This window comes from Amycolatopsis antarctica, assembly GCF_002262875.1.
Taxonomy (GTDB): Bacteria; Actinomycetota; Actinomycetes; order Mycobacteriales; family Pseudonocardiaceae; genus Amycolatopsis; species Amycolatopsis antarctica.
This window is the reverse complement of the sequence record NZ_NKYE01000001.1, coordinates 510,278-533,124: the sequence shown is the minus strand read 5'-3', so window position 1 is coordinate 533,124 and position 22,847 is coordinate 510,278. Positions and strand designations below refer to the sequence as shown.

The window sequence follows — 22,847 nt, the reverse complement described above, 5'->3', positions numbered from 1 at the left end:
GATCCGTCAGTGGATCGAGTAGCCGTCGAGCCAGACGGCGTGCGAGAGCCAGTGCGCCGCGAGCCGCCCCTGCTCGCGCAGCGTCGCCATGTCCTCGCCGAGCAGGTTGACGTGGCCGAGCTTGCGCCCCGGCCGTTCCCCCTTGCCGTAGAGGTGGACGCGCGCCGCGGGGTACCGGGCGAACAGGTGGTGCAGCCGCTCGTCCGGGCGCATGGCGGGCGGTTCGGGCGCGCCAAGCACGTTCGTCATCACGCAGGCGGGGGCCAGCGGGTCGATCGCGCCGAGCGGATAGTCGAGCACGGCCCGCAGGTGCTGCTCGAACTGCGAGGTGCGCGCGCCGTCCATGGTCCAGTGCCCGGAGTTGTGCGGGCGCATGGCCAGCTCGTTGACCAGCAGCCCGTCGCCGGTCTCGAACAGCTCCACGGCGAGCACCCCGACCACGCCCAGCTCCGCCGCGACCCGCAGCGCGATGTCCTGGGCCTGCCTGCGCAGGTCCTCGTCCAGGCCAGGCGCGGGGGCGAGCACCTCGGTGTTGATGCCGCCGGACTGCACCGTCTCCACCACCGGCCAGGCCGCGCCCTGCCCGAACGGGGAGCGCGCCACCAGTGCCGACAGCTCCCGCGACATCGCGACGCGCTGCTCGACGAGCAGCGGTGTGCCCGCGTCGAGAAGTGCCGGCACCTGGGCACGGGCGGCGTCCGCGTCGTCGAGCATCCAGACGCCCTTGCCGTCGTAACCGCCGCGAGCCGCCTTCAGCACCACCGGCCAGCCGTGCTCGGCGCCGAAGGTCACGACCTCGTCCACCGTGCCGGCGGCGGCGAACGGTGGCCCGGGAATCCCCATTCCGGCCAGTTTCTCCCGCATCACCAGCTTGTCCTGGGCGTGCAGCAGGGCGTGCGCGCCGGGCCGGACGTGGACACCGTCGGCCTCCAGCGCGCGCAGGTGCTCGCCCGGTACGTGCTCGTGGTCGAAGGTCAGTACGTCGACGCCGGTGGCGAAGGAGCGCAACGCGGCCAGGTCGGTGTGCCTGCCGTACACCACCTCGCCCGCGACCAGGCCCGCCGACTCGTTCTCACCCGCGGCCAGCACGCGCAACGACTGACCGAGGGAAATGGCCGCCTGGTGCGTCATCCTGGCGAGCTGGCCGCCACCGACCATGCCGACGACGGGGAGCCCGGTACGAGTATCCATAGTGGTCAGAGCGTAATCGGGGCCGGCGGCGACGCCGTCGAGGGTCGGCCCGGCGAGACCTGCACCACTCGCCCTCCTAGCGGGGAGCGCCGGCAGACAGGCGGAGGCGTTCCCGGACGGCGGCGGCGAGCAGCACGCCGGCCGCGGCGAGCACGTAGGCATTGCCGAGGGTGAACGCGATCGGCCCCCAGTCGAACTCGGCCTCCGCGCCGTTGGGCACGAACATGATCACCGCGATCAGGAAGAACGCCGTCACGGCCACGGCGAGCCGATAGCGGCCGAGCCCCAGCAGCCACACCGCCAGCGGCACCGCCCACACCCAGTGGTGCGACCAGGAGACCGGCGAGAGCAGCAGCCCGTACGCGGCGGTGACCAGCAGTGCGGGGAGCGCCTCGCCCCGCCGGTACAGCCGCACCACCAGCCACACCGCGGGCACGGCCAACGCGGCACCGATCCCGATCGCGGCCGGTCCCGCCCAGGAAGCGCCGCCGGAGAGCCTGGCGAGCAGGCCGTTGAGCGACTGGTTGAAGATCCAGTGCACCGAACCGACCCGCTCCGGGTCGGACACCGCCTGGGTCCAGTACTTCGCCACGTCGCCGGGGATGAGCGCGAACATCAGGCCCTGCAAGGCAACGAACGTCCCCAACCCCCGCAACGCATCCCGCCACCGGCCCGTGAACAACAGATGCGCCACGAAAATCAACGGCGTCAACTTCACCGCCGCCGCCACACCCACCAACACCCCACCCCACCGCGACGACCGCCCCGGCGCACACACCACCAGCACATCCACCACGACCAACGCCATCAGAATCAGATTGATCTGACCGAGGAACAGCGTTTTCCACACCGGTTCCAGGGCGAGCGCCGCGACCGTCAGCGCGGCCACCACGCCCCAGCGCGACCAGCGGCACGAGTCACGCGCGCAGACGCGGATCGTCACCGCGAGCGCCAGCACCGACACCGCACCGAGCACTCCCCAGGCCAGCCCCTCGGGCACCGCCGCCAGCGGCACGAACAGCAGAGCCGCGGCCGGCGGGTAGGTGAACGGCAGCCGCACCCAGTCGGGCAGCGTGGCCAGTGGCTCCAGGTCGTAGAGGGGTTCGCCGCGCAGCAGGGTCAGCGCGCCCGCGCGGTAGACGGCACTGTCCGCGCCGATCCGCCAGGCCGCGGCCCAGGCGATCGTGCCGAGCACCAGCAGCGCCACCACCGGTACGGCGACCGGCAGCGCGCGGTACCTAACGGGCAGCGGTGGCGTCGGCACGCGGCCCGGCCTCGGTGTCCGTCCGGCGACGGCGCAGCAGTGAACGCACGGCCAGCACGGCGATCAGCGTCACCGGGACCAGGATGTACGCGCTGCCGATCACGAACTCCCAGAACCGCCAGTGCAGTTCGATGTCGCGCCCGTTCGGCATGATCAGCAGGACGCCGCTGGCGAACACGGCCACCACGGCGACCGCGGCCGTCCAGCGACGCCAGGCCGCCCTCGGCGAGGTCCTCGGCAACCGCGACACCAGCAGCACGATCAGCGGTACCGCCCACACCCAGTGGTGCGACCAGGAGATCGGCGAGAGCAGCAGCATGTAGAACGCGCTCACCAGCAGCGCCGCCAGCTCCTGTCCCTTGCGGTGGAAGCGGATCACCGCCCACAGCGCGGGCAACCCGAGCAGCAGCCCGAGGCCGATGGCGGCGTTCGACGCCCACGGCGCCAGATCGGTGAGACGGTTCAGCAGGCCGGTGAGCGACTGGTTGCCCGCCCAGTGCACCGGCCCGATCCGGCCGGTGTCGGGCAGCGTGTGCGTCCAGTACCGCGCGGCGTCGCCGGGCACGATGACGAACATCAGGCCCTGCAAGGCAACGAACGTCCCCAACGCCCGCAACGCATCCCGCCACCGGCCCGTGAACAACAGATGCGCCACGAAAATCAACGGCGTCAACTTCACCGCCGCCGCCACACCCACCAACACCCCACCCCACCGCGACGACCGCCCCGGCGCACACACCACCAGCACATCCACCACGACCAACGCCATCAGAATCAGATTGATCTGACCGAGGAAGATCGTCCGCCAGACGGGTTCCAGCAGCAGGAACAGCAGGGTGAAGATCAGCGTGGCGCGGGCGGGCGAGGACCACCAGCGGGTGCCCCCGGCCGAGACGGCGGGCAGGGCGGCGGCGGGAAGGGCGCCGATCGTCACACGGACGACCAGCGCGAGCGAGAGGATCGACACGGCGACCAGCACGCCCCAGGCGACCTGGATGGGCAGCACGGCCAGCGGGGTGAACAGCAGCGCCGCCGTCGGCGGGTAGGTGAACGGCAGCAGTGCCCACCACGGTTCGGCGGCCAGCGTGTTCGCCGCGTACAGCGGCTCGCCCTGCAGCAGGGTCACCGCCCCGGCCCGGTAGACGGCGCTGTCGACGCCGAACCGCAGGTCGAGCAGCCAGCCGACGATGCCCGCCAGCACCGCCAGCACCGGCACGGCCAGCAGCAACGCCAGCGACCTCGGGCGCACGGCGAGCCTGCGCAGGGAAGTCCGCAACGCGAGGGACTGACCGCGTGGCGCGGCCGGGACGGGCGTGGTCACCCGACCAGGAAATCACGGGTCCCCGGTCGGCCCCGCGCACGCCCCCGCGTCACCCTCTCGGCGCACCCGGCTGCCTCGCCGGTGGTCGCCGGTTTCGGCACGGGCCTCAGCGGCGGCCCAGATCCGCGACGAGCGCGCAGGCACCCGCGTACGTTCCGGGAAGCCGGGCCAGCGAGATCGCCGGGATACCCAGCTCGTGGAGTTGCTCGTCCCGGGTGAGCCGTTCGGCGAGTTCCCGCCGCAGCGCCAGCGCCCGGCCCGCCAGCGACGAGTCCCGCGGCACCAGCACCGCCCCGGTGGACGGGCCGAGCGCCACCAGCGTCTCCCCGCCGTCGAAGATCCGCTGGAGCGTGTCGGCGACCAGGATCATTCCGGTCAGTCGCGCCCAGCCCGCGGCGTCGGCGAAGTCGACGGCCACCACGAGCAGGGTGTGGTTCTCCGCGGCCGTCCGCCCCTCCCGTTCGGCCGCGCGGTACAGCTCGGCCAGCCGGGTCCGCAGGTACGCGGGCGTCGGCAGGCCGGTCAGCGGCTCGGTGACCCCGGCGTGCCCGAGCTGCTCCAGCGCGACCTCCGCCCAGCCGATCGCGCTGATCCGCAGCAGCCGGGACGGGGTCGCGTCGACGTCCGGCGCGACGAACCCGTCGGACGCCCCCTCGTCGTCGAGCACGGCGTGCAGGGCGGCGAGGTCGCCGAGGGTCTCCGCCAGCCCGGCGCCCGCCGCGGCGCGGGCACCGGCGAGGGCGCCGATGGCGGCCTCGGCGCACCGTCCGGCGGCCACCGCCCCGCAGACCGCGTCCACCTCGGGCAGCGACCAGTCGCTCGGGAACCGCCAGCCGGAAGCCAGGCTGGCCGTGCGCCACCGGGCCCGCAGCGCCCGCGACACCCGATCGAGCCCGGCCTTCTCCGCCGCTCGCCCCAGTGCCCGGACGTCACCCGGCCCGGCCGGCGCACCGATAGCAGGTACCTCCACACCAACCGCCTCTCCGCCCGGATCACTTCTCATCGTGAAGACGCGGCGACCCGGTGTTCGTGACGCGATGGTGCACCGGCACCCGCCGTCAACACCTGCCCGCGGGCTCACCCGCCACGGGTGAACTAGTTGGGCTCTCCGGGTCATCCGGGACGCCGCGAGATGACGATGGTCACCCCGTCCGTCACACTGAGCGCTGCGCGAAGTCAGGGCAGATGACGGCGGGAGGGCCGTCGCTTCCCGATCCAGGAGGAAACCCGTGTCGACCGTTCCCGCGGAACAGGACGCCGTGAGCGATGCCGAGCTGATCGAGTCGGTGCGCAGCGGCCGTATCGCCTCCTACGGCACCCTGTACGAACGGCACGTCGGTTCGGCGTACAACCTGGCCCGCCAGCTCGCCCGCTCGGCGACCGAGGCGGACGACCTGGTGTCCGAGGCCTTCGCGAAGGTCCTCGACACGCTCCGCGCGGGCAAGGGACCGGACAGTGCCTTCCGCGCGTACCTGCTCACCGCCCTGCGGCACACCGCATACGACAAGACGCGCAAGGACCGCAGGGTCGACCTCAACGAGGACATGACCGAGGTGAACGGCCCTGCGCGGGACGCGCTGACCGTCCCGTTCTCGGACACGGCGGTGGCGGGCCTGGAACGGACGATGGCCGCGAAGGCGTTCGCCCGGCTGCCGGAACGCTGGCAGGCCGTGCTCTGGCACACCGAGATCGAGCAGCAGACGCCCGCGCAGGTCGCGCCGATCCTCGGGCTGACGGCCAACGGTGTCTCCGCCCTCGCCTACCGGGCGCGGGAGGGCCTGCGCCAGGCGTACCTGCAGGTGCACCTCGCGGAGACGTCGGCGGAACGGTGCCGTGCCACCGCCGAGAAGCTGGGCGCCTGGACCCGCGACGGACTGTCCAAACGGGAACGCGCCCAGGTGGAGACCCACCTCGACGAGTGCGGACACTGCCGGGCACTGGCACTGGAGCTGGCCGATGTGAACGGTGGCCTGCGTGCCGTCGTCGCCCCGATCGTGCTGGGCGGGGCGGTCTTCGCCTACCTCGCCGCCGCCGGTGCGACGAAGGCGTCCGCGGCGGGCGCGGGTGCCGCGGCCGTCGGCGCCGGAGCCGCCGCGACCGCCGGCGCCTCCTCGGGCGGCGGGGGTGCCGCCGCCGGCGCCGCGGCCGCCGGTCCACGCCAGTTCCTCGGTGTCGCCGCGTCCGGTGCCGCCATGGCGGCGGCCGTGGCCGTCGGTCTCGCCGCCGGTGGTGGTGGGCAGCAGATCCCGGCCGCGGTGCAGCCCGCCGCCGAGGCCCCCGCGCAGCCGGCCCCGGAGGCACCGGCTCCCGCGCCGCCGCCCGCGCAGCAACCGCCCGCGCCGCAGACCCCGGTGGTGCCGCCCGCGCCGCCGTCCCCGCCCCCACCCGCTCCGGAAGCTCCACCGGTGGTGCCTCCGGCGCCCGCTCCCGCGCCGCCTCCTGCGCCGCAGCCGCCACCGCCGCCCGCACCCCAGCCCGCACCGGCGAAGCTGTTCGCGCAGGGCCCGCAGTCCGGCGTCACGCTGACCCCCGGCGACACCGTCGACCTGCCTATCACCGTCCGCAACGACGGCGGCGCACCCTCCGAATCGGTCGCCGCGACGCTGAACCTGCCCCCCGGGGTGTCGGTGGCGGGCCCGGCCGGTGGCGGCGGCACGAGCGGCGGGTTCGCCAGGGCGGGCGTCCCGGTGCGCGCGCAGGCCGGGACCGCCGCGACGGTCCCCTGCCCGGCGAGTGAGGGCCCCACGGCCACCTGTTCCAGTCCGGCCGGGCTGGAACCCGGGCAGAGCGTCGTGCTGCTGTTCCGCTTGACGGCCGGCGAGGACGCGCAACCGGGAACGGTCACCGGCTCGATCTCGGCGGGAACCTCGGTCCAGGTCAATGTGAACGTCGACGTGCAGGTGTCCCCGCCCGAGCCGCAGGACGGGGTCGAGGTGGACGCCGACGTCCGCCCCGGCTGGCCGATCCCCTGGTACGGCTCGCGGTTGAAGGTCGACGTGACGAACACCGGCGGTTCGACGCTGCCGGTGACCGTGATCGTGAACGGGGTCGCGCGGCCTTCGGCGACCGGCGGGTTCTCCTGTGAGGTCGGCACGGACCGCACCACCTGCACCAGCGAGGAGGCGATGGAGCCCGAGGAGACCGACCAGCTCCAGTTCCGCCGGGGCGGTCTGCCGCAGGACGACTTCCCGGATGTCGCGGACCTGCCTGAGTTCCCGGGGTTCGGGGACGACCGGCCGCGGCAGGTCACCGTCACCGCGACCCTCGGGCAGGCGCGGGCCTCGGCGACGGCGTTCTGGCCGTTCTGGCCGTTCCCGGACTGGCCGGAGCTTCCCGAGGTGCCGGACCTGCCGGAGATACCCGATCTGCCGGGCGTCACCTCGATCCCCTCGCTGCCGAGCACGCCCGACACCCCCTCGGGGACGTCGGAGACTCCGTCCGAACCGGCCTCGGAACCGGCCGGGGAGCCCGGCGAGGAGCAGTCCACGGGGCTGGACCCGGAAGAATCGGATCCCGGGGAATCGAGCCCCGGAGAGTCGGGCCCGGAGCTTCCGGACGGCGTCCCGCCGAGCCCGGCGAGCCCCGCCGTCACCGGCGGACCGAAACGCTTCTAGCAACGGCGAGTGACCGGGTTCGCCGGGCGCTACGTAGACTGCGGCCGTGGCGATGGTCGACAACGTTCTCTCGCGCGTGCCCGAACCGATGCGCGGCGCGCTGATCAAGCACCGCGAGCTGCTGAAGTTCGCGATCGTCGGCGCGACCACCTTCGTCATCGACAACGGCGTCTGGTATCTGCTCAAGCTGACCGTCCTGGAGGACAAGCCGACAACGGCGAAGGCGATGGGCATCATCGTCGCGATGATCTGCAACTACGTGCTGAACCGCGAGTGGTCCTTCCGCACCCGGGGCGGCCGCGAGCGCTCGCACGAGGCGGCGCTGTTCTTCATCTTCAGCGGCCTGGCGCTGCTGATCAACCTGGCCACGTTCGCCTTCTCCCGCTACGTACTCGACCTGCGGGTACCCGACGTCAGCCGGCTCACCCAGGAGCTCGCCGACTTCGGCTTCGGTTCGGTGATCGGCATGTTGCTGGCGACCGCGTTCCGCTACTGGGCGTTCAAGAAGTGGGTCTTCCCGGACGAGCTCGACGGTCACCGCGCCGAGGAAGTCCGCGGCTGACTCGCCGGCGGCCTCAGCGCGGTCTGCGGTCGGACGGCCAGCTCACGCCCGCGACGTCCACCGGCCGGGGGACCCGCAGGAAGATGCTGAAGGTCGCCGGGCGCTTGCTCGACAGCTCCAGCCGCCCACCGTCCGCCTCCACCAGCGCACGGGCGAGTGCCAGGCCGACACCGGTCGATCCGCCGCCGGAGAAGCCGCGTTCGAACACGTGCGGGGCGAGTTCGTCGAGCACGCCGGTGCCGCCGTCGGTCACGTCCACGACCACCGTGCCGTCGGTGTCGCCGCGCCGGGCGGTCAGGTAGACGGTTCCCGCGCCGTGCCGGACGGCGTTGTCCAGCAGCACGCCGATCACCTCGCGGAACCGGCCGGGCGTCGCCCGCGCCATCATCCCCTCCGGTGCGCGCAGCCGGAGGTGGCGGTTCTGCGACCGCAGCAGTTGCCGCCACTCCTCGGTCGCCTGCGGCAACGTCTCCGCCAGATCCAGCGGTTCCGCCGAGACCTCGCTCGCGGCGCGGGCGGCGGCGAGTAGTTCGTCGAGCGCCTCGGCCAGCCGGTCGGCCTGCTCCTGCGCGGCCTTGGCCTCGTCGGCGACCTCGGTGTCCTGGTACGCGGTCAGCGACTCCAGTCGGAGTTGCAGCGCCGTCAGCCTGCTGCGGAGCTGGTGGGAGACGTCGCCGACGAGCTGGCGTTCCCGTTGCACGAGCTGGGCGAGCGCCATCCCGGAGGCGTCCAGGGCCTCGGCGACCATGTCGAGTTCGCCGACCCCGTAACGCTTGTCGTCCGGCCGGAAATCGCCGCCGCCGAGTTTCGCCGCCCGTTCGGCGACATGCCGCAGCGGTTTCGCCAGCCGCCGGGCGGTCACCGTCGCCACCACCGTGCCGATACCGACGGAGATCACCACGAGCAGCACCACGGCCAGCGTCGCCTGCGTCTGCCGGGTCCGCAGCGGGCCCGCCGGAATGGCCAGCTCCACCGTCCCCTGCCGGGCGATCGGCACGGTCTCGAAGACGATCTCGCCCGGTCCGACGGCGCCGTAACCCAGATCGGGCTGTTCCGGCTGGCGCACGGTCAGCCTGCCGTCCGCGGGCACCGCCACGCTGACCTCTCGCAGGTCGAGCGGGCGGGCGTTGGCGAGTTCGTTGTCCAGCGTCGCGGCGATCTGCTGGGCCCGGGAGGCCAGGTCCTCCCGGGTCAGGTTGTCGACGAGCTGCCAGGCGGTGATGCCCAGCGGGATGCCCAGTGCGGCACCGGTGACGGCGACGGCGAGCAGGATCGCGAGCAGGATGCGACGGCGCACGGCGCTACTCGGCGTTGAAGCGGAAGCCGACGCCGCGGACGGTCGCGATGCGGCGCTCGGCGTCCACGGCACGGCCCGGCTTCTCGCCGGACGCGATCGCCAGCTTCCGGCGCAGCCAGGACATGTGCATGTCGAGCGTCTTGGAGGTCTTCGACTCCAGGTCGTTCCACACCTCGGCGAGGATCTCGTCCCGGCTGACGACCTGGCCGGCCCGGCTCATCAGCACCCGCAGCAGCTCGAACTCCTTGTTCGCCAGGCCGACCTCGCCACCGTCGATCGTCACCAGGCGCGCGCCGAGATCCATCCGGACGCCACCGCAGTCGAGCACCTCGGGCGAGCGCCTGCGCAGCAGCGCGCGGATCCGGGCCAGGAGTTCGGCCAGCCGGAACGGTTTCGCCACGTAGTCGTCGGCACCGGCGTCCAGCCCGACGACGAAGTCGACCTCGTCGGTACGCGCGGTCAGCATCAGCACCGGCAGCTCGGTCCCGCTGGTGCGCAGCCTGCGGCACACCTCCAGCCCGTCCATGCCGGGCAGCCCCAGGTCGAGCACGAGGAGATCGACGCGACGGTCCCGGGTCACCTCCAGCACCGCGGGCCCGTCGGCCACGACGTCGACCTCGTACCCCTCCCGCTTCAGCGCGCGGGACAGCGGATCGGCGATCGCCGGGTCGTCCTCGGCCAGTAGAACCATGCTCACCTCGACAACTCTACGGCGAGGCCGCGTGAAACGATCGGGTTCGTGTCCCGGTACACCGATGACCTGACCCTGGCCGTCCGGCTGGCCGACGCCGCCGACGCCATCACCACCGCACGCGCGGGCGCCCGCGACCTCGTCGTCACGAGCAAACCCGACCGGACCCCGGTCACCGACGCCGACACCGCCGTCGAGGACGCCGTGCGCGCGATCCTCGCGCGGGAGCGTCCCGGTGACGCCGTCGCGGGCGAGGAACGTGGCGGGACGGCCGGTTCCTCGGGCCGGGCGTGGGTGCTCGATCCCATTGACGGCACCAAGAACTTCCTGCGCGGGCTGCCGGTATGGGCCACGTTGATCGCGCTGGTCGAAGACGGGGTGCCGGTGGCCGGGATGGTCAGCGCACCGGCACTCGGACGTCGCTGGTGGGCGAGCGCGGGGGCCGGCGCGTGGCTGCGGGACGCTTCCGGCGAACGTCGCATCGGCGTCTCCCGGGTGTCCGCGCTGGGCGATGCCTACCTGTCCACCACTCATCTCGGTACCTGGGTGGAGTACCACTCCCGCGAGGCGTACCTGCGCCTGGTCGACGCCTGCTGGGAGAACCGGGCGTTCGGCGACTTCTGGTCGCACTGCCTGGTGGCGGAGGGCGCGATCGACCTCGCCGCCGAGGCGATCGTCAACCCGTGGGATGTCGCCGCCGTGCAGATCCTGGTCACCGAGGCGGGCGGGCGGTTCACCGACCTCGGCGGGGTGGCCCGCTTCGACGGCGGGTCCGCCCTCTCGACGAACGGCCTGCTCCACGACGCCACCCTCGCCGCCCTCACCACCCCCTGACCCCAACCCCACCCGTGTCGCGCCCCTCGGCACCCCGTGTCGCGCCCCTCGGCACCCCGTGTCGCGCCCCTCGGCACCCCGTGTCGCGCCCCTCGGCACCCCGTGTCGCGCCCCTGGGCATGCCGTGTCGGGCGCCTGGGCATCTTTGACCGTGAACAGCGCGCCCTGTTGCCTGACACGGCATGTCGAAGCGCCTGACACGGCATGCGCAAAAGCCCGACACGGCATGCCGGAGCGCCCGACACGGCGGGCTCCGGGGTGGGTCAGGGCAGGACGCCCACGGCGCCGCGGGCGACCTGGGACCAGGCGAGCCTGCCGAACAGGTAGTGGCAGGCCACCTGCTCGTTGGTGAAGCGCGCCCAGTCGTAGCGGCTGCCCTGTTCCCGCCAGAAGACCTCCCACGTCGGCCCGCCGTCCTCGACGGGATCGTCGACGCGCAGCAGGCACCAGGTGTTGTCCGCCTCGACGCCCACGGACACCACTTCGCGCGGCACCCCCAGCGCCTCCAGCCAGCGCACGATCGACTCGGTGTTCATCCTGCGTCGGCCTCCTGCCGGTCGAGTTGCCGGAACGTCGTGTCGGCCAGGTAGCCGAGATTCACCAGCTCCGCCGCCGAATAGATCGCGCGATAACGGAGGCCACCGCCGGGCTGCGCGAACCAGCCCGCCGAGACGGATCGCCACATCGGCAGCTCCCGCAGCACGCGGTACCGGCGGTAGCCGGAGTCCAGGTGCGTGGACGGCAGGGCGCGCAGCGCGAACGGGGTGCCCGCGGCGGCGAACACCCGCCCGCCCGCGTCGCCGAACCGGTCCAGCGGAGTCCCTTCGGTGAGCAGCACCGGCTCACCCGCCTCCTGGCCGCCCTCCGGATACAGCTCGCCGGGCGGCCACGCGTACTCCTGCCGCCCGGCCGCCGACCGGACGAGGTAGCGGCGTTCCCAGTCGCGTTCGTGCATGCCGCCCAGCGGATCGTGTCCCTGCGCGAGTTCGGCGGGCGGCCGGGGCAGCACCGCCGCGGGCGGAGGCGGCGGCTGCCGTACCCCGGCGACGATGGCGGCGAGGGCGGCGCCAGGATCGATCGATGCCGAGGCGGGATGGTCGTGCGGCGGGAAGCGCAGTCCGGCGGCGAAGTCGATCTCCTCGGCCGGTGGCGGGAGCTGGCGCACCGGGCGGTCCGCGGCGACCGGCATGTGGCCGATCGGGAACATGTGCACCAGGAACAGCGCCACGGCCCCGGCCCGTTCCTGCCGTGCGGGCTGCGGCGGCGGCGCGGGGACGTTCGGTCCGGCGTCCAGGTAGGGCGACCAGCGCGGCGCGGCCCCGTGCTGCCGCGGCGGGGGTGGCCCACCGGGCCCGCCCCCGGCGCCTCCGCCGTGCCCGCCGCCGGGGGCGGGAACGGCCGGGCTGCCGGGAGGAGCGGGCGGGGCCGAGCCGAACGGTGCCTGACCGAACGGCGCCTGCGCCACCGGGGCCTGCGCGAAGGGCGCCTGCGCCACCGGGGAACCCGGCAACCCTTGCCCCGCAACAGGGTTCGCCGCGGGCGGGACGGCCGGTGCCGCGCCGGGCGCCGGAGCGTCGGAGAAACCGGCCGCCGTGGTCTGGCCGGGGTACGGACTGAGCGGGACGCCCGCGGCGGGGGTGGGCGCGTCGTCGAAACCGTTGCCCGCCAGCAGTCCCCGGTAACTCGTCGGCGCACCGGCCGGCCCGAGCGCGATCGGCCCGGTGCCCTGATCCGCGGCCGCGGGAACGGGGAACCCGAGCGGCGGCGTGCCGTCCGCCGGAAGCACCCGGTCCACAACGGAGGGCACCCCAGCAGACGGTGCCCCGCCCGGTGGGACGGCGGTTTCCGCTTCGTCCCCGAGGTCGCCGATCGGATGCTCGGGTGCCTGCCCCGGCAGCGACGGGACACCGGGCGCCTCGACGATCCCGGCGTCACCCTCCACAGTGGAACCAAGACCGGTGGAACCGAGAACAGTGGACGGCGCCCCGGCGGCCCCCTCGGCGATGGACAACCCGGCTTCGACGGTCGCCGCGGGCAGGCCGGTAACCGCGCCGATCAGCCCGGACTGGCCCGTGCTGCCGTGCGTGCCGGGATTGGCCTCGACGACGGGCAGCGCGGGCGGGCCGGACGCGCCACCGGGCCCGACCGCGGCGGCCAGCCCCTCGCTGACGGCACCCAGGTTCGCCGCGGTACCGGAGAGCGCGGTGTCCAGCCCCAGCAGCGCCGCCGGGTGCCCGGCATCGGCGACGGCCCGCGCGGCGTCCTGGTTCCTCGCGGCGTCGACGAGCCCGCGGACCAGTTCCACCTTCGCCGCGCCGATCTCCCCGGCCGCGTGTTCGAGCCGGTCGGCCGCCGTGCCCGCGTCGTGCGCGGCGACACTCAGGTCCCCCGAGGACGGGTCAACCAGGGCGGCCGCGCGGGTGCGCGCCGCCTCGGCGGCGGGGCCGTCCATCGCCGCGATAGCTTGCCCCGCAACAGCATCCGCCTCGCCGGCGAGCGCACTGAGCCCGCCGGACGCCTCGCGCCACGCGGTCGCCTGCGCGCGCATCGCGTCCTCGTCCGCCCGTGGCCAGGACACGCCGGTGCGCTCGGCGACCTCCGCCAGCTCGGCGGGCAGCTCGATGCCCATGTCAGCTCCCGGCGTCCGGACCGAGCCGCCGGGCGGCCGCGGAATCGCCGTCGGCATAGCGCGCCGCGGCGGCGGTGAGCGCGTCGCCGAGGCCGTCCAGACCTGCCCCGAGACCGGCGCACCGGCCGGCCGTCTCCGCTGCGGGACCCTCGTGGACGGCGGCGAAACTACGGCCGACGGTGTCGTCACCCCACGGCGCGCCCGAACCCGCCAGCGCGGTCCGCAGCGCGGCGGTGATCCGCTCGGCCCGCTCGGCGAGTCCGCCGAACTCCGACGCCTTGTCCCCCAGACGTTCCGCGTCGACCTCGAAGCCGCCGCTCACCGCGGGTCCGGTCCCTGCGTCCGGGTCACCCAGTTCTGGTCCTCGAAACTGTCCTCCTCCGCCCGGGCGGCGAAGTCGTCCGCGGAGACGTCCTCGTCACGCGGCCGAGGACCGGCGGCGGGGACATCGGCGGAGACCTCGGCGGCGGTGAGGTCCGCGGTCCCGAGCAGCAGGGCCTGCGGGTCGGTGCCCGCGGGCAACGCGGGAGCGAGCACCTCGCCCGCCCCGGCGAGCGCCTTCACCGTGGCCGCTCCGGCGATCCGGACGATCTCGGCCGCCAGTTCGGCAGGACGGAACCGCTGGTAGGCCTCGTCGGTGATGGTCAGTCCGGTGAGGGTGCCGCGCGCGCCGACCGTCGCGGTGACCGTGCCGTCCGCGTTGGCGACGGACGCGCTGATGGCGCCGAGTTCCCGGTGGACCTCGGCGAGCTGGTCACGGCTGCGCCGGTAGTCGGCGAGCAGCTCGTCCACCTGCGCTCGGTGGTCAGCCACGTGGTCGGCCACCACGGCCACCTCCGCTGCTAGTCGGCACGGGCATGATGCCAGGTCTCATGTTGGACGGTCCGGAAGCCGATCCGGTTCCATTCTCCCGGGTGACGACCCACCTTTCGTCGGAACCCGGACAGTGCGGGAACCGAACGGGCCCGGACCTCAGCCGGAGAGCGCCTGTACGACCCGCGACTGACTGGGCCTGCCCAGCTTGCCCGCCATCCAGACGCTGGTGGCCACCAGCGCGTCCAGATCGGCGCCGTGGGCGATGCCGAGCCCGTCGAGCATCCAGACCAGGTCCTCGGTGGCGAGGTTGCCGGTGGCCGACCCGGCGTACGGGCAGCCGCCGAGTCCACCGGCCGAGGAGTCCACAGTGGACACGCCACGGCGGAGTGCGGCGAGCGTGTTGGACAGGGCCTGCCCGTAGGTGTCGTGGAAGTGCACGGCCAGCGCGTCCACCCCGATGCCGGCGGCGGCGTAGGCGTCGATCAGCTCCTCCACCTGGCCGGGCGTGGCCACGCCGATGGTGTCGCCGAGGGAGAGCTGCTCACAGCCGAGCTCGAACAGCCGCCTGCCCACGGCGGCGACCTGCTCGACCGGGACCGGCCCCTCCCAGGTGTCGCCGAAACACATCGACAGGTAGCCGCGCACCCGCATCCCGGCGGCACGCGCCCGCGTCACCACCGGTTCGAACATGGCGAACTGCTCGTCGACGGTCGAGTTGAGATTGCGCCGGGCGAAGGATTCCGTGGCGCTGGCGAAGACGGCGATGTCCCCGACACCGGACTCCAGCGCCCGGTCGAGACCGCGCGCGTTCGGCACCAGGACCGGATAGCGGACGCCGTCGCGCGGTACGAGCCCGGCGAGGAGATCCGCGGCGTCGGCGAGCTGTGGCACCCATTTCGGGTGCACGAAGCTGGTCGCCTCCAGCGTGGTCAGTCCGGCCCCGGCCAGCCGGTCCAGGAACTCCAGCTTGACCTCGAGCGGCACGACGGCCTTCTCGTTCTGCAGGCCGTCGCGCGGGCCGACCTCCCAGATCGTCACCCGCTCCGGCAGCCCGGCCGAGGCCGCCCGCGCGGGCAGGCCGAGTTCTCGCACGCCCACCGGGTTCAGCGCCGCCGCCCGCGCGGCTGGCGGGCCGGCGGCGGGCCCTGCGGCGGGTACAGCTGGCCCTGCGGCGGCTGTCCGTACTGCTGTCCGTACTGCTGCCCGTGCGCCTGGTGCTGCTGGGCGGCGTAGTCGTCGTACGGGTTGTCGTTGACCTCGCGGTAGATGTGCGTGTGCACCTGCTCCACCTTGGGGATGTCGTCGAACTTGAGCGGTTCGTCGGAAGCCGACTCGATCAGCAGCGTGCCGCAGCCGAAGACCCGGTCGAGCAGCCCGTGCTCGAACTGGACGCTGTTGATGCGCGACATCGGGATGTCGATACCGGTGCGCTTGATGACGCCCTCACGGGCGATCACCCGGTCACTGGTGACGATGAAGTGCGTGGTGCGCCAGCGCATGAACGGCACGATGAACAGCCAGATGATCAGCACCAGGCCGACCACGCCGATCGCGATCAGCGACACCAGGTCCCACGGCGGCGCGACGTCCTGCGCCAGGATGCCCAGCCAGATGCCGAGTCCGAGGGTCACCAGGAGGATCACGATCGGTACGACCAGCATCTTGAAGTGCGGATGCTTGTGAACGACGACGTACTCACCCTCGCTGAGCAGGTCCTCCGGATACGCCACTGCTACCGCTCCCTCACTCGACCCCGCTGGTCCGCTCACCGTACCGGCGAACGGGGCCGGCGGGGACGCTGACACGGCAATCGGTACCGAGCCCGGCGTGCCGTCCGGTACGGCTGTCTCAGGTCGCCGGGCGCAGGTGCACGACGTCGCCCGCGAAGATCGTCCGCCTGCCGCCGTGTCCCTGGTCGAGCAGCAGGTGACCGCCCTCGTCGATGTCGGCGGCGACACCGCCCGCGGTCCGGCCGTCCGGCAGCAGCACCTTGACCGTCTGCCCGATCGTCGCGCAGTGCGCGCGGAAGTCGGCGAGTTGCCCCGACTCGGTGAGGTCACCGCCCGCGTCGCGCCAGTGGCTCTCCCGGTCGGCGAACGCGGCCAGCAGCAGCATCGCGATCTCGGTCCGGTCGGTGGTGCGGGCGCCGAGTTCGGCCAGCGAGGTCGCGGGCAGGCCGCCCGCGCCGGCGGGCACCGGTACGCGCGGGCGCGCCACGTTCAGCCCGATACCCAGCACCACGGCCGCCTCGTCCGAGGAGGCCGCCTCCGCCAGGATCCCCGCGCATTTCGCCCGATCGGGTCCCGCGAGCACGTCGTTGGGCCACTTGAGCGCGGCGTCCACGCCGATGGCCCCGGTGACGTCCATCAGGGCCAGCCCGGCGACGATGGCCAGCGAACCGAGCGCGGAGAAGGGCACGCCGTGCGGACGGAGCAGCACGCTGACGTAGATGCCCGCCCCCTTCGGCGAGTGCCAGTCGCGGGAACGCCTGCCCACCCCGGCCGTCTGCTCCTCGGCCAGCAGCACCGTCCGGTCGGCCGCGCCCTCGGCGACGGCGGCGCGCAGGTCGGCGTTGGTGGAACCGGTGCTGGCGACGACGTCGAGCGCGGCGTACGGCCCGACCGGGGCCAGCAGCTCACCGCGCAACGAGCCCGCGTCCAGCGGTTTCGGGGAAGTCACCCGGCCAGCTTAGGACGCCCCGCCGGACCCTCCGGCGGGTGGCGGTGACGTTGCCGACGCCACACGCGCACCGGGCCCGCGGTGGTTAAGCTGCCCAGCCAGGAGCGGTGGCGAACGGAGCCAGGCGCCGCCGGAACGAAACGAGCCGGAACGAAGCGAGGACGTGCATGAGTTCTGCGACGGAGCCGATCGGCGCGACGTCGGACGAGACGCCCGACATCCACACGACCGCCGGGAAGCTCGCCGATCTGTACCGGCGCAACGAGGAGGCCGTGCACGCCGGTTCCGAGCGGGCCGTGGAACGTCAGCACGCCAAGGGCAAGCAGACGGCGCGGGAACGCATCGACATGCTGCTCGACCCCGGCTCCTTCGTCGAGCTCGACGAGCTGGCCAGGCACCGTTCGACGAACTTCGGCCAGGAGAAGAACCGGCCCTACGGCGACGGCGTGGTCACCGGCTACGGCACGATCGACGGCCGCCCGGTGTGCGTGTTCAGCCAGGACGTCACCGTCTTCGGCGGATCACTCGGCGAGGTGTACGGCGAGAAGATCGTCAAGGTGATGGACCTGGCGATCAGGACCGGCCGCCCGATCGTCGGCATCAACGAGGGCGGCGGCGCGCGCATCCAGGAGGGCGTGGTCTCGCTCGGCCTGTACGGCGAGATCTTCACCCGCAACGTCCGCGCCTCGGGCGTCGTCCCGCAGATTTCGCTGATCATGGGCGCGAACGCGGGCGGGCACGTCTACTCGCCCGCGCTGACCGACTTCGTGGTGATGGTCGATCAGACCTCGCACATGTTCATCACCGGCCCGGACGTGATCAAGACCGTCACCGGTGAGGAGGTCACCTTCGAGGACCTCGGTGGCGGCCGCACGCACAACACCAAGTCCGGCAACGCGCACTACCTCGGCTCGGACGAGGAGGACGCGATCTCCTACGTCAAGGAACTGCTGTCCTACCTGCCCGCCAACAACCTGTCGGAGACGCCGGTGTTCGACGCGCCGGCCGGTGAGGGCGAGTCCGTCGCCGACGACCTCACCGAGGACGACCGCGAGCTGGACACGCTCATCCCGGACTCGCCGAACACGCCGTACGACATCCACGAGGTGATCACCCGGGTACTCGACGAGGGCGAGTTCCTCGAAGTGCACGAACTGTTCGCGCCGAACATCGTGGTCGGCTTCGGCCGGATCGAGGGCCACAGCGTCGGCATCGTGGCGAACCAGCCGACGCAGTTCGCCGGCTGCCTGGACATCGACGCCTCGGAGAAGGCCGCCCGCTTCGTCCGTACCTGCGACGCGTTCAACGTGCCGGTGCTGACCTTCGTCGACGTCCCGGGTTTCCTGCCGGGCACCGACCAGGAGTGGAACGGCATCATCCGGCGCGGCGCGAAACTGATCTACGCCTACGCCGAGGCGACCGTCCCGCTGGTCACGGTGATCACCCGCAAGGCCTACGGCGGGGCGTACGACGTGATGGGGTCCAAGCACCTCGGCGCGGACGTCAACCTGGCCTGGCCGACCGCGCAGATCGCCGTGATGGGCGCACAGGGCGCGGCGAACATCGTGCACCGCAAGACGTTGAAGGACGAGGCCGACAAGGACGGCGGCGACGTCGACGGCCTGCGCGGACAGCTCATCCAGGAGTACGAGGACACGCTGTGCAACCCGTACGTAGCCGCCGAACGCGGTTACGTCGACTCGGTCATCCCGCCCTCGTTCACCCGCGGGTACGTGGCACGGTCGTTGCGGCTGCTGCGGGACAAGCGCGAGACGCTGCCGCCGAAGAAGCACGGCAACATTCCGCTGTGACCCCTGACCCTGTGACACCCCTGAGGCCGCCGGGAGGACCGAGATGAGCGAGCACGAGGGCACCGCCGAGGAAGCCGCGCGGCCGCTGCTGCGCGTCGTGCGCGGCGACCCGGACGATGCGGAACTGGCCGCGCTGACCGCCGTGCTGGCCGCGGCGTCGCCGGTTCCGGGCGGCGGCGGACCGGTGCGGCGATCGGCGTGGGCGGACCGGGCGGCGGCGTTGCGGCACCTTCCCCGCCCCGGCCCCGGCGCCTGGCGCGCCTCGGGACTGCCGCACTGACACCGCGGTCCATCCGGCGACCGGCTCGCGTCCACGCCGGCGGTCCACAGTGGAGGCGACGGGGTGCTCGGGGTGGCGGCCGCGTCCCGGTTACGCTCGCCGCCGTGCGCCTCGTCCTCGCTTCCGCCTCACCCGCCCGTCTCGCCGTGCTCCGGGCGGCGGGTATCGATCCGAGCGTCCTCGTCTCCGGCGTCGACGAGGACGCCGTGGCCGCCGCGCTGACCGATCCCACCCCCGCCGAGTACGTGCTCGCGCTGGCAAGGGCGAAGGCCGAGGCCGTCGCGGCCACGCTCACCGCCACGCACGGCGACGCCGTCGTGGTGGGCTGCGACTCGATGCTGTCGATCGGCGGCGAGCTGGTCGGCAAGCCGGAGTCCGCCGAGGTCGCCGCCGAGCGCTGGGCGGGCATGGCGGGCGGGACGGGCGAGCTGCTGACCGGGCACGCCGTGCTGCGGGTCGACGGTGCCACCCGCGTCGCGGCCGCCGAGGGCAGCCGGTCCACCACGGTGCGCTTCGCCGAGCCCGATCCCGAGGAGCTGGCGGCCTACGTCGGCACCGGCGAGCCGCTGGCCGTCGCCGGGGCGTTCACCCTGGACGGGCTGGGCGGCTGGTTCGTCGAGGGGGTCGACGGGGATCCGTCCAGCGTGGTCGGCATCAGCCTGCCGCTGACCCGGCGACTACTCGCCGAGGTCGGCGTCCGGGTGACCGACCTCTGGCGCTGACCCGCCCCGGAGCGGAACCGACCGCAATTCGTCGACATATTGCGGCGGTGGCAGGCGCAATTCGTCGACATATTGCGGCGGTGACACCCACATGGCGGCCCACTCGCGCGCAATATGTCGGCGAATCGCGAAATACGTTCCACATCGTGAGAGCCCACCCACACCGCGGGGTGACTTCGGAAGAGTGACGCCGTGCCAGGTGTTGACCTGGGACGGAACACCACCGCATCTTTCACGCACCCGGAGCGCTGACGTGTCATTCGTACGGACCTACACCAAACCCGCGGTCTTCGCGGGCGCCGTCATCGGCTCGCTGTTCGTCGGCGCGGCGGTGGGCGCGATCGCCCGCACCACCGAGGCGGGCTGGCTCACCGACACCCTCGACCAGATCGGTTCGGTGTTCACGACGCTGCTGCAGATCGCGGTGATCCCGCTGGTCTTCACCGCGATCGTCGTGGGCATCAACAGCCTCCGCGACCTCGGCGGCGGACGGAAGGCGGCCCGCCTCGGCGGCAAGACCGTGCTCTGGTTCGCGACCACCTCGCTGATCGCGGCGATCATCGGCATCGTCGTCGGGAAGCTGTTCAATCCGGGCAGCGGCGGCCTCTCCCAGGGCGTGGAGGCGACCGCGGCCAACGCCGACAAGGCCGCCGCGAGCGTCGACAAATGGGGCTCCTGGTCGGCCTTCATCGACGGCATCATCCCGTCGAACTTCGTCGCAGCCTTCGCCGAGGGGCAGATCCTGCAGGTGCTGTTCCTGGCCGTGGTGATCGGCGCCGCCGCCTACAGCCTCGGTGACAAGGCCAAGCCGTTCATCTCCTTCACCACCAGCCTCTTCGAGATCATCCAGCGCTACCTCGGCTGGATCGTCCGGCTGGCCCCGATCGGCATCATCGGCCTCATCGGCGCGGCCGTCGCCAACTACGGCGACGCGCTGTTCCGCCCGCTGCTGTCGGCCACGGTGGCCGTCTACGTCGGCTGCCTGGTGGTGCTGCTGGTGGTCTACCCGGTGCTGCTGCGCTTCGTCGCCCAGGTCAGCCCGGTCAAGTTCTTCAGCAAGTCGTGGACGGCGATCCAGTTCGCGTTCGCCTCGCAGTCCTCCGGCGCGACGCTGCCGCTGACCCGCCAGTCCACGGTGAACCTCGGCGTCGACCCCGGTTACGCCGCCTTCGCCACACCGCTGGCCAGCGCGACCAAGATGGACGGCTGCGCGGCCGTGTTCCCGGCGATCGGCGCCATCTTCATCGCCAACATCTCCGGTGTCTCGCTCAGCTTCGGCCAGTACCTCGGCATCGTCGCGGTGGCCGTCTTCGGCGCGCTCGCCACGGCGGGCACCACCGGCTGGCTCACCGCGCTGACGCTGACCACCTCGGTCATCGGCCTCGACGCCGGCCAGGTGGCGCTGGGAATCGCGCTGATCTACTCGGTCAACCCGATCATGGACATGGTGCGCACCGCCACCAACGTCGCGGGCCAGATCGCCGTGCCGGTGATCGTCGCGCGCGGCGAGGGCATCCTGGACGACGAGGTGCTCAACGCGCCGAGCGCAGCGCCGCTGCTGGACGGCACGGGCACCGCGCCCGCCCGCGAGGAGGCCAAGGCGAACGCCTGACGCTTCACCGGACGCCCCCGTCCGCACCGGCCGTGCGGGCGGGGGCGCCCGCGTGTCCGGGAGCCGAACACGGTGACACCCCGTCGAGAATCACTCACCGATCGCTTGAACAGAGCGTTTCCCCTTCGCTAGCCTCGAATACGAGGGGTTACCCGCGCCGTCCGGCGCTACTCGGGGCGATCCGGCCGATGGGGAGAACAGTGGTCAAGCGAGTACTCGCCGTGCTGCTCGGGACGTTCGCCACCACGTCCGCCGTCCTGCTCGCCGCCACGGCACCCGCGCACGCTGCGCAGAACTGCCAGGACATCGGCAACGGCAGCGTGTGCATCGACGTCACCCCGGCGGGCAGCCCGGGTCACGTCCAGGTCAGCTACGTGAAGAAGGCGGGCGACCCGCTGAACGCCTACCTGGTCTGGCGCAACCCGGGCGGGGTGATCTCGGCCGGGCCGGAGGAGCACATGGTCAGCGGCCGCGCGTACATCCACCGCTGGGACACCTTCGTCGGCGCGGGCTGCAACACCCCCGGGATCCGCATCCCGTTCCAGCCGACGATCTGGGGCCCCACCGTCTGCGTCTGAACTTGTCCGCGGATGCCCCGGGCCGCCCTGGTCACGCTCCGGGGCAGTCGCGCAGGTCGCGTTCGGTCAGGCTGACGTCCGGCCAGCCGCGCAGCTCCCCCGGCGTGCGGTACGTCTTGGTGCAGCCCTGCTCGGCGCCGTCGATGTCGAGCACCCTGGCGAGCACCCGGGCCTGGCCGCAGTCCGCGGTGCTGTCCCCCGGCGCGCAGTTGCGCTGGACGTTGATCACCTCGGCGGTACCGTCGCCCAGCACGTCGTCGAGCACGATCGCCCCGGCGTCGGAGAAGTAGGGCTGCCCCGCCGATTCCCAGCCGTTGCCGCGTTTCACCAGTACCTCGCCGATGGTTCCCTGGTCGAACGGGCCACGCACCAGGCAGGTCGGCACGACCCCGTCCGCGCAGCGCAGCGAGTCCGCGGTGAGCTGGACCTCGGAGCCGGTGAGAGCGGTCTCGATGACGGTGGCGGCGGCCCCGGTACCGAACCGGACCTGCCCGCCGGAGCCGCTGCCGTCGGCCAGCAGTTCGACCGTGTCACCGCCTGCCGTCGCGGACGCGATCGCCGTGCACGGTCCCGCGCCGCAGGCCGGCTCGATCGAGGGCGCCCCGCCCGGTACCGGAGCGACCCCCGCGGCCGAGTTCTGCCGCAGCAGGACCGCGGTGATCACCGCACCGACCGTGACCAGCACCGCGCACAATGCCGTGACCAGCACCGACCGCGGCGTCCCGGTTCCCGCCCCCGTGTCCACCGCGGACTCCTCTCGCTCCCCCGCAGAGTAGGTCAGGACGACCCGATCCGGCTCGCCGGAGGTGAGCCGCCTCTCACCCCAGCGCGCGCCCCCGGCCGTAAACTGCTGCGAGTCCCAGCGGTGTGACCAGGTGTCGCGTCGAAGGCGCCGCGTCGAAGGTGCCGGGGGCGTGAGGACGCCGACGAGGTGAGGAGGCAGGCG

At 72.9% G+C, this 22,847-nt stretch carries 22 protein-coding genes; 8 read left to right on the top strand and 14 right to left on the bottom strand.

Annotation, left to right across the window (positions count from 1 at the left end; translation table 11 throughout):
* Positions 1–6: 6 nt before the first annotated feature.
* The 4 genes from CFN78_RS02575 to CFN78_RS02560 form a co-directional block, all read right to left on the bottom strand.
* Positions 7–1,191, bottom strand: a complete 1,185-nt coding sequence (locus CFN78_RS02575; RefSeq protein WP_094860858.1) for a 5-(carboxyamino)imidazole ribonucleotide synthase — start codon at positions 1,189–1,191, stop codon at positions 7–9.
* A gap of 76 nt (positions 1,192–1,267) precedes the next feature.
* Complete coding sequence (locus CFN78_RS02570) at positions 1,268–2,455, bottom strand: glycosyltransferase 87 family protein (RefSeq protein WP_240519220.1); 1,188 nt, start codon at positions 2,453–2,455, stop codon at positions 1,268–1,270.
* Positions 2,430–3,776, bottom strand: coding sequence for a glycosyltransferase 87 family protein (locus CFN78_RS02565; RefSeq protein WP_094860857.1), 1,347 nt, complete (start codon positions 3,774–3,776; stop codon positions 2,430–2,432). Before CFN78_RS02565 ends, CFN78_RS02570 begins: the two co-directional genes overlap by 26 nt.
* 106 nt (positions 3,777–3,882) lie before the next feature.
* Positions 3,883–4,746: a GGDEF domain-containing protein gene (locus CFN78_RS02560; RefSeq protein ID WP_094860856.1), complete on the bottom strand. Its 864-nt coding sequence runs from the start codon at positions 4,744–4,746 to the stop codon at positions 3,883–3,885.
* Positions 4,747–5,005: 259 nt separating this feature from the next.
* Here CFN78_RS02560 and CFN78_RS02555 point away from each other — a divergent pair, with 259 nt between their 5' ends.
* Positions 5,006–7,390, top strand: a complete 2,385-nt coding sequence (locus CFN78_RS02555) for a sigma-70 family RNA polymerase sigma factor (protein WP_094860855.1) — start codon at positions 5,006–5,008, stop codon at positions 7,388–7,390.
* Positions 7,391–7,442: 52 nt separating this feature from the next.
* The gene (locus CFN78_RS02550; RefSeq protein ID WP_420807844.1) at positions 7,443–7,952 is read left to right on the top strand and encodes a GtrA family protein; all 510 of its coding nucleotides are present in this window, start codon (positions 7,443–7,445) and stop codon (positions 7,950–7,952) included.
* A 13-nt stretch (positions 7,953–7,965) separates the two neighbouring features.
* Here the strand turns inward: CFN78_RS02550 and CFN78_RS02545 are convergent, their stop codons facing one another.
* Both CFN78_RS02545 and CFN78_RS02540 read right to left on the bottom strand, forming a co-directional pair.
* A complete protein-coding gene (locus CFN78_RS02545; RefSeq protein ID WP_094860853.1) occupies positions 7,966–9,249 on the bottom strand; it encodes a sensor histidine kinase in 1,284 nt (427 codons plus the stop codon).
* 4 nt (positions 9,250–9,253) lie between these two features.
* Positions 9,254–9,940, bottom strand: a complete 687-nt coding sequence (locus CFN78_RS02540; RefSeq protein ID WP_094860852.1) for a response regulator transcription factor — start codon at positions 9,938–9,940, stop codon at positions 9,254–9,256.
* Between the two features lie 48 nt (positions 9,941–9,988).
* On the opposite strand from CFN78_RS02540, the gene hisN reads away from it, so the two are divergent.
* A complete protein-coding gene (gene hisN / locus CFN78_RS02535; RefSeq protein ID WP_094860851.1) occupies positions 9,989–10,774 on the top strand; it encodes a histidinol-phosphatase in 786 nt (261 codons plus the stop codon).
* A gap of 263 nt (positions 10,775–11,037) precedes the next feature.
* On the opposite strand, the gene CFN78_RS02530 is transcribed toward hisN, so the two are convergent.
* The 7 genes from CFN78_RS02530 to CFN78_RS02500 all read right to left on the bottom strand — a co-directional run bounded on the left by CFN78_RS02530 (position 11,038) and on the right by CFN78_RS02500 (position 16,898).
* Complete coding sequence (locus CFN78_RS02530) at positions 11,038–11,310, bottom strand: hypothetical protein (RefSeq protein ID WP_094860850.1); 273 nt, start codon at positions 11,308–11,310, stop codon at positions 11,038–11,040.
* Positions 11,307–13,403, bottom strand: a complete 2,097-nt coding sequence (locus CFN78_RS02525; RefSeq protein ID WP_094860849.1) for a TNT domain-containing protein — start codon at positions 13,401–13,403, stop codon at positions 11,307–11,309. The genes CFN78_RS02530 and CFN78_RS02525 overlap by 4 nt, the downstream gene beginning before the upstream one ends.
* A 1-nt stretch (position 13,404) precedes the next feature.
* Positions 13,405–13,725 carry a type VII secretion target gene (locus CFN78_RS02520; protein WP_094860848.1) on the bottom strand — a complete coding sequence of 107 codons (321 nt, stop codon included), beginning with the start codon at positions 13,723–13,725 and terminating at the stop codon, positions 13,405–13,407.
* Complete coding sequence (locus CFN78_RS02515) at positions 13,722–14,216, bottom strand: YbaB/EbfC family nucleoid-associated protein (protein WP_094861098.1); 495 nt, start codon at positions 14,214–14,216, stop codon at positions 13,722–13,724. The genes CFN78_RS02520 and CFN78_RS02515 overlap by 4 nt, the downstream gene beginning before the upstream one ends.
* A 159-nt stretch (positions 14,217–14,375) precedes the next feature.
* Positions 14,376–15,317: a hydroxymethylglutaryl-CoA lyase gene (locus tag CFN78_RS02510; RefSeq protein WP_094860847.1), complete on the bottom strand. Its 942-nt coding sequence runs from the start codon at positions 15,315–15,317 to the stop codon at positions 14,376–14,378.
* Positions 15,318–15,322: 5 nt separating this feature from the next.
* Positions 15,323–15,949, bottom strand: coding sequence for a PH domain-containing protein (locus CFN78_RS02505; RefSeq protein WP_094860846.1), 627 nt, complete (start codon positions 15,947–15,949; stop codon positions 15,323–15,325).
* Positions 15,950–16,067: 118 nt separating this feature from the next.
* A complete protein-coding gene (locus tag CFN78_RS02500; RefSeq protein WP_094860845.1) occupies positions 16,068–16,898 on the bottom strand; it encodes a biotin--[acetyl-CoA-carboxylase] ligase in 831 nt (276 codons plus the stop codon).
* A 167-nt stretch (positions 16,899–17,065) separates the two neighbouring features.
* On the opposite strand from CFN78_RS02500, the gene CFN78_RS02495 reads away from it, so the two are divergent.
* The 5 genes from CFN78_RS02495 (at position 17,066) to CFN78_RS02475 (ending at position 21,901) form a co-directional block, all read left to right on the top strand.
* A complete protein-coding gene (locus CFN78_RS02495; RefSeq protein WP_094860844.1) occupies positions 17,066–18,709 on the top strand; it encodes an acyl-CoA carboxylase subunit beta in 1,644 nt (547 codons plus the stop codon).
* 43 nt (positions 18,710–18,752) lie between these two features.
* The gene (locus CFN78_RS02490; RefSeq protein ID WP_094860843.1) at positions 18,753–18,989 is read left to right on the top strand and encodes an acyl-CoA carboxylase subunit epsilon; all 237 of its coding nucleotides are present in this window, start codon (positions 18,753–18,755) and stop codon (positions 18,987–18,989) included.
* 104 nt (positions 18,990–19,093) lie between these two features.
* Entirely contained in the window at positions 19,094–19,711 is a 618-nt protein-coding gene (locus CFN78_RS02485; RefSeq protein WP_094860842.1) for a Maf family protein, read from the top strand.
* A 253-nt stretch (positions 19,712–19,964) separates the two neighbouring features.
* A complete protein-coding gene (locus CFN78_RS02480) occupies positions 19,965–21,323 on the top strand; it encodes a dicarboxylate/amino acid:cation symporter (protein WP_094860841.1) in 1,359 nt (452 codons plus the stop codon).
* 200 nt (positions 21,324–21,523) lie between these two features.
* Positions 21,524–21,901, top strand: coding sequence for a hypothetical protein (locus CFN78_RS02475; protein ID WP_094860840.1), 378 nt, complete (start codon positions 21,524–21,526; stop codon positions 21,899–21,901).
* 31 nt (positions 21,902–21,932) lie between these two features.
* Here CFN78_RS02475 and CFN78_RS02470 read toward each other — a convergent pair whose 3' ends face one another.
* Positions 21,933–22,646: a hypothetical protein gene (locus CFN78_RS02470; RefSeq protein WP_240519219.1), complete on the bottom strand. Its 714-nt coding sequence runs from the start codon at positions 22,644–22,646 to the stop codon at positions 21,933–21,935.
* Positions 22,647–22,847 lie beyond the last annotated feature (201 nt).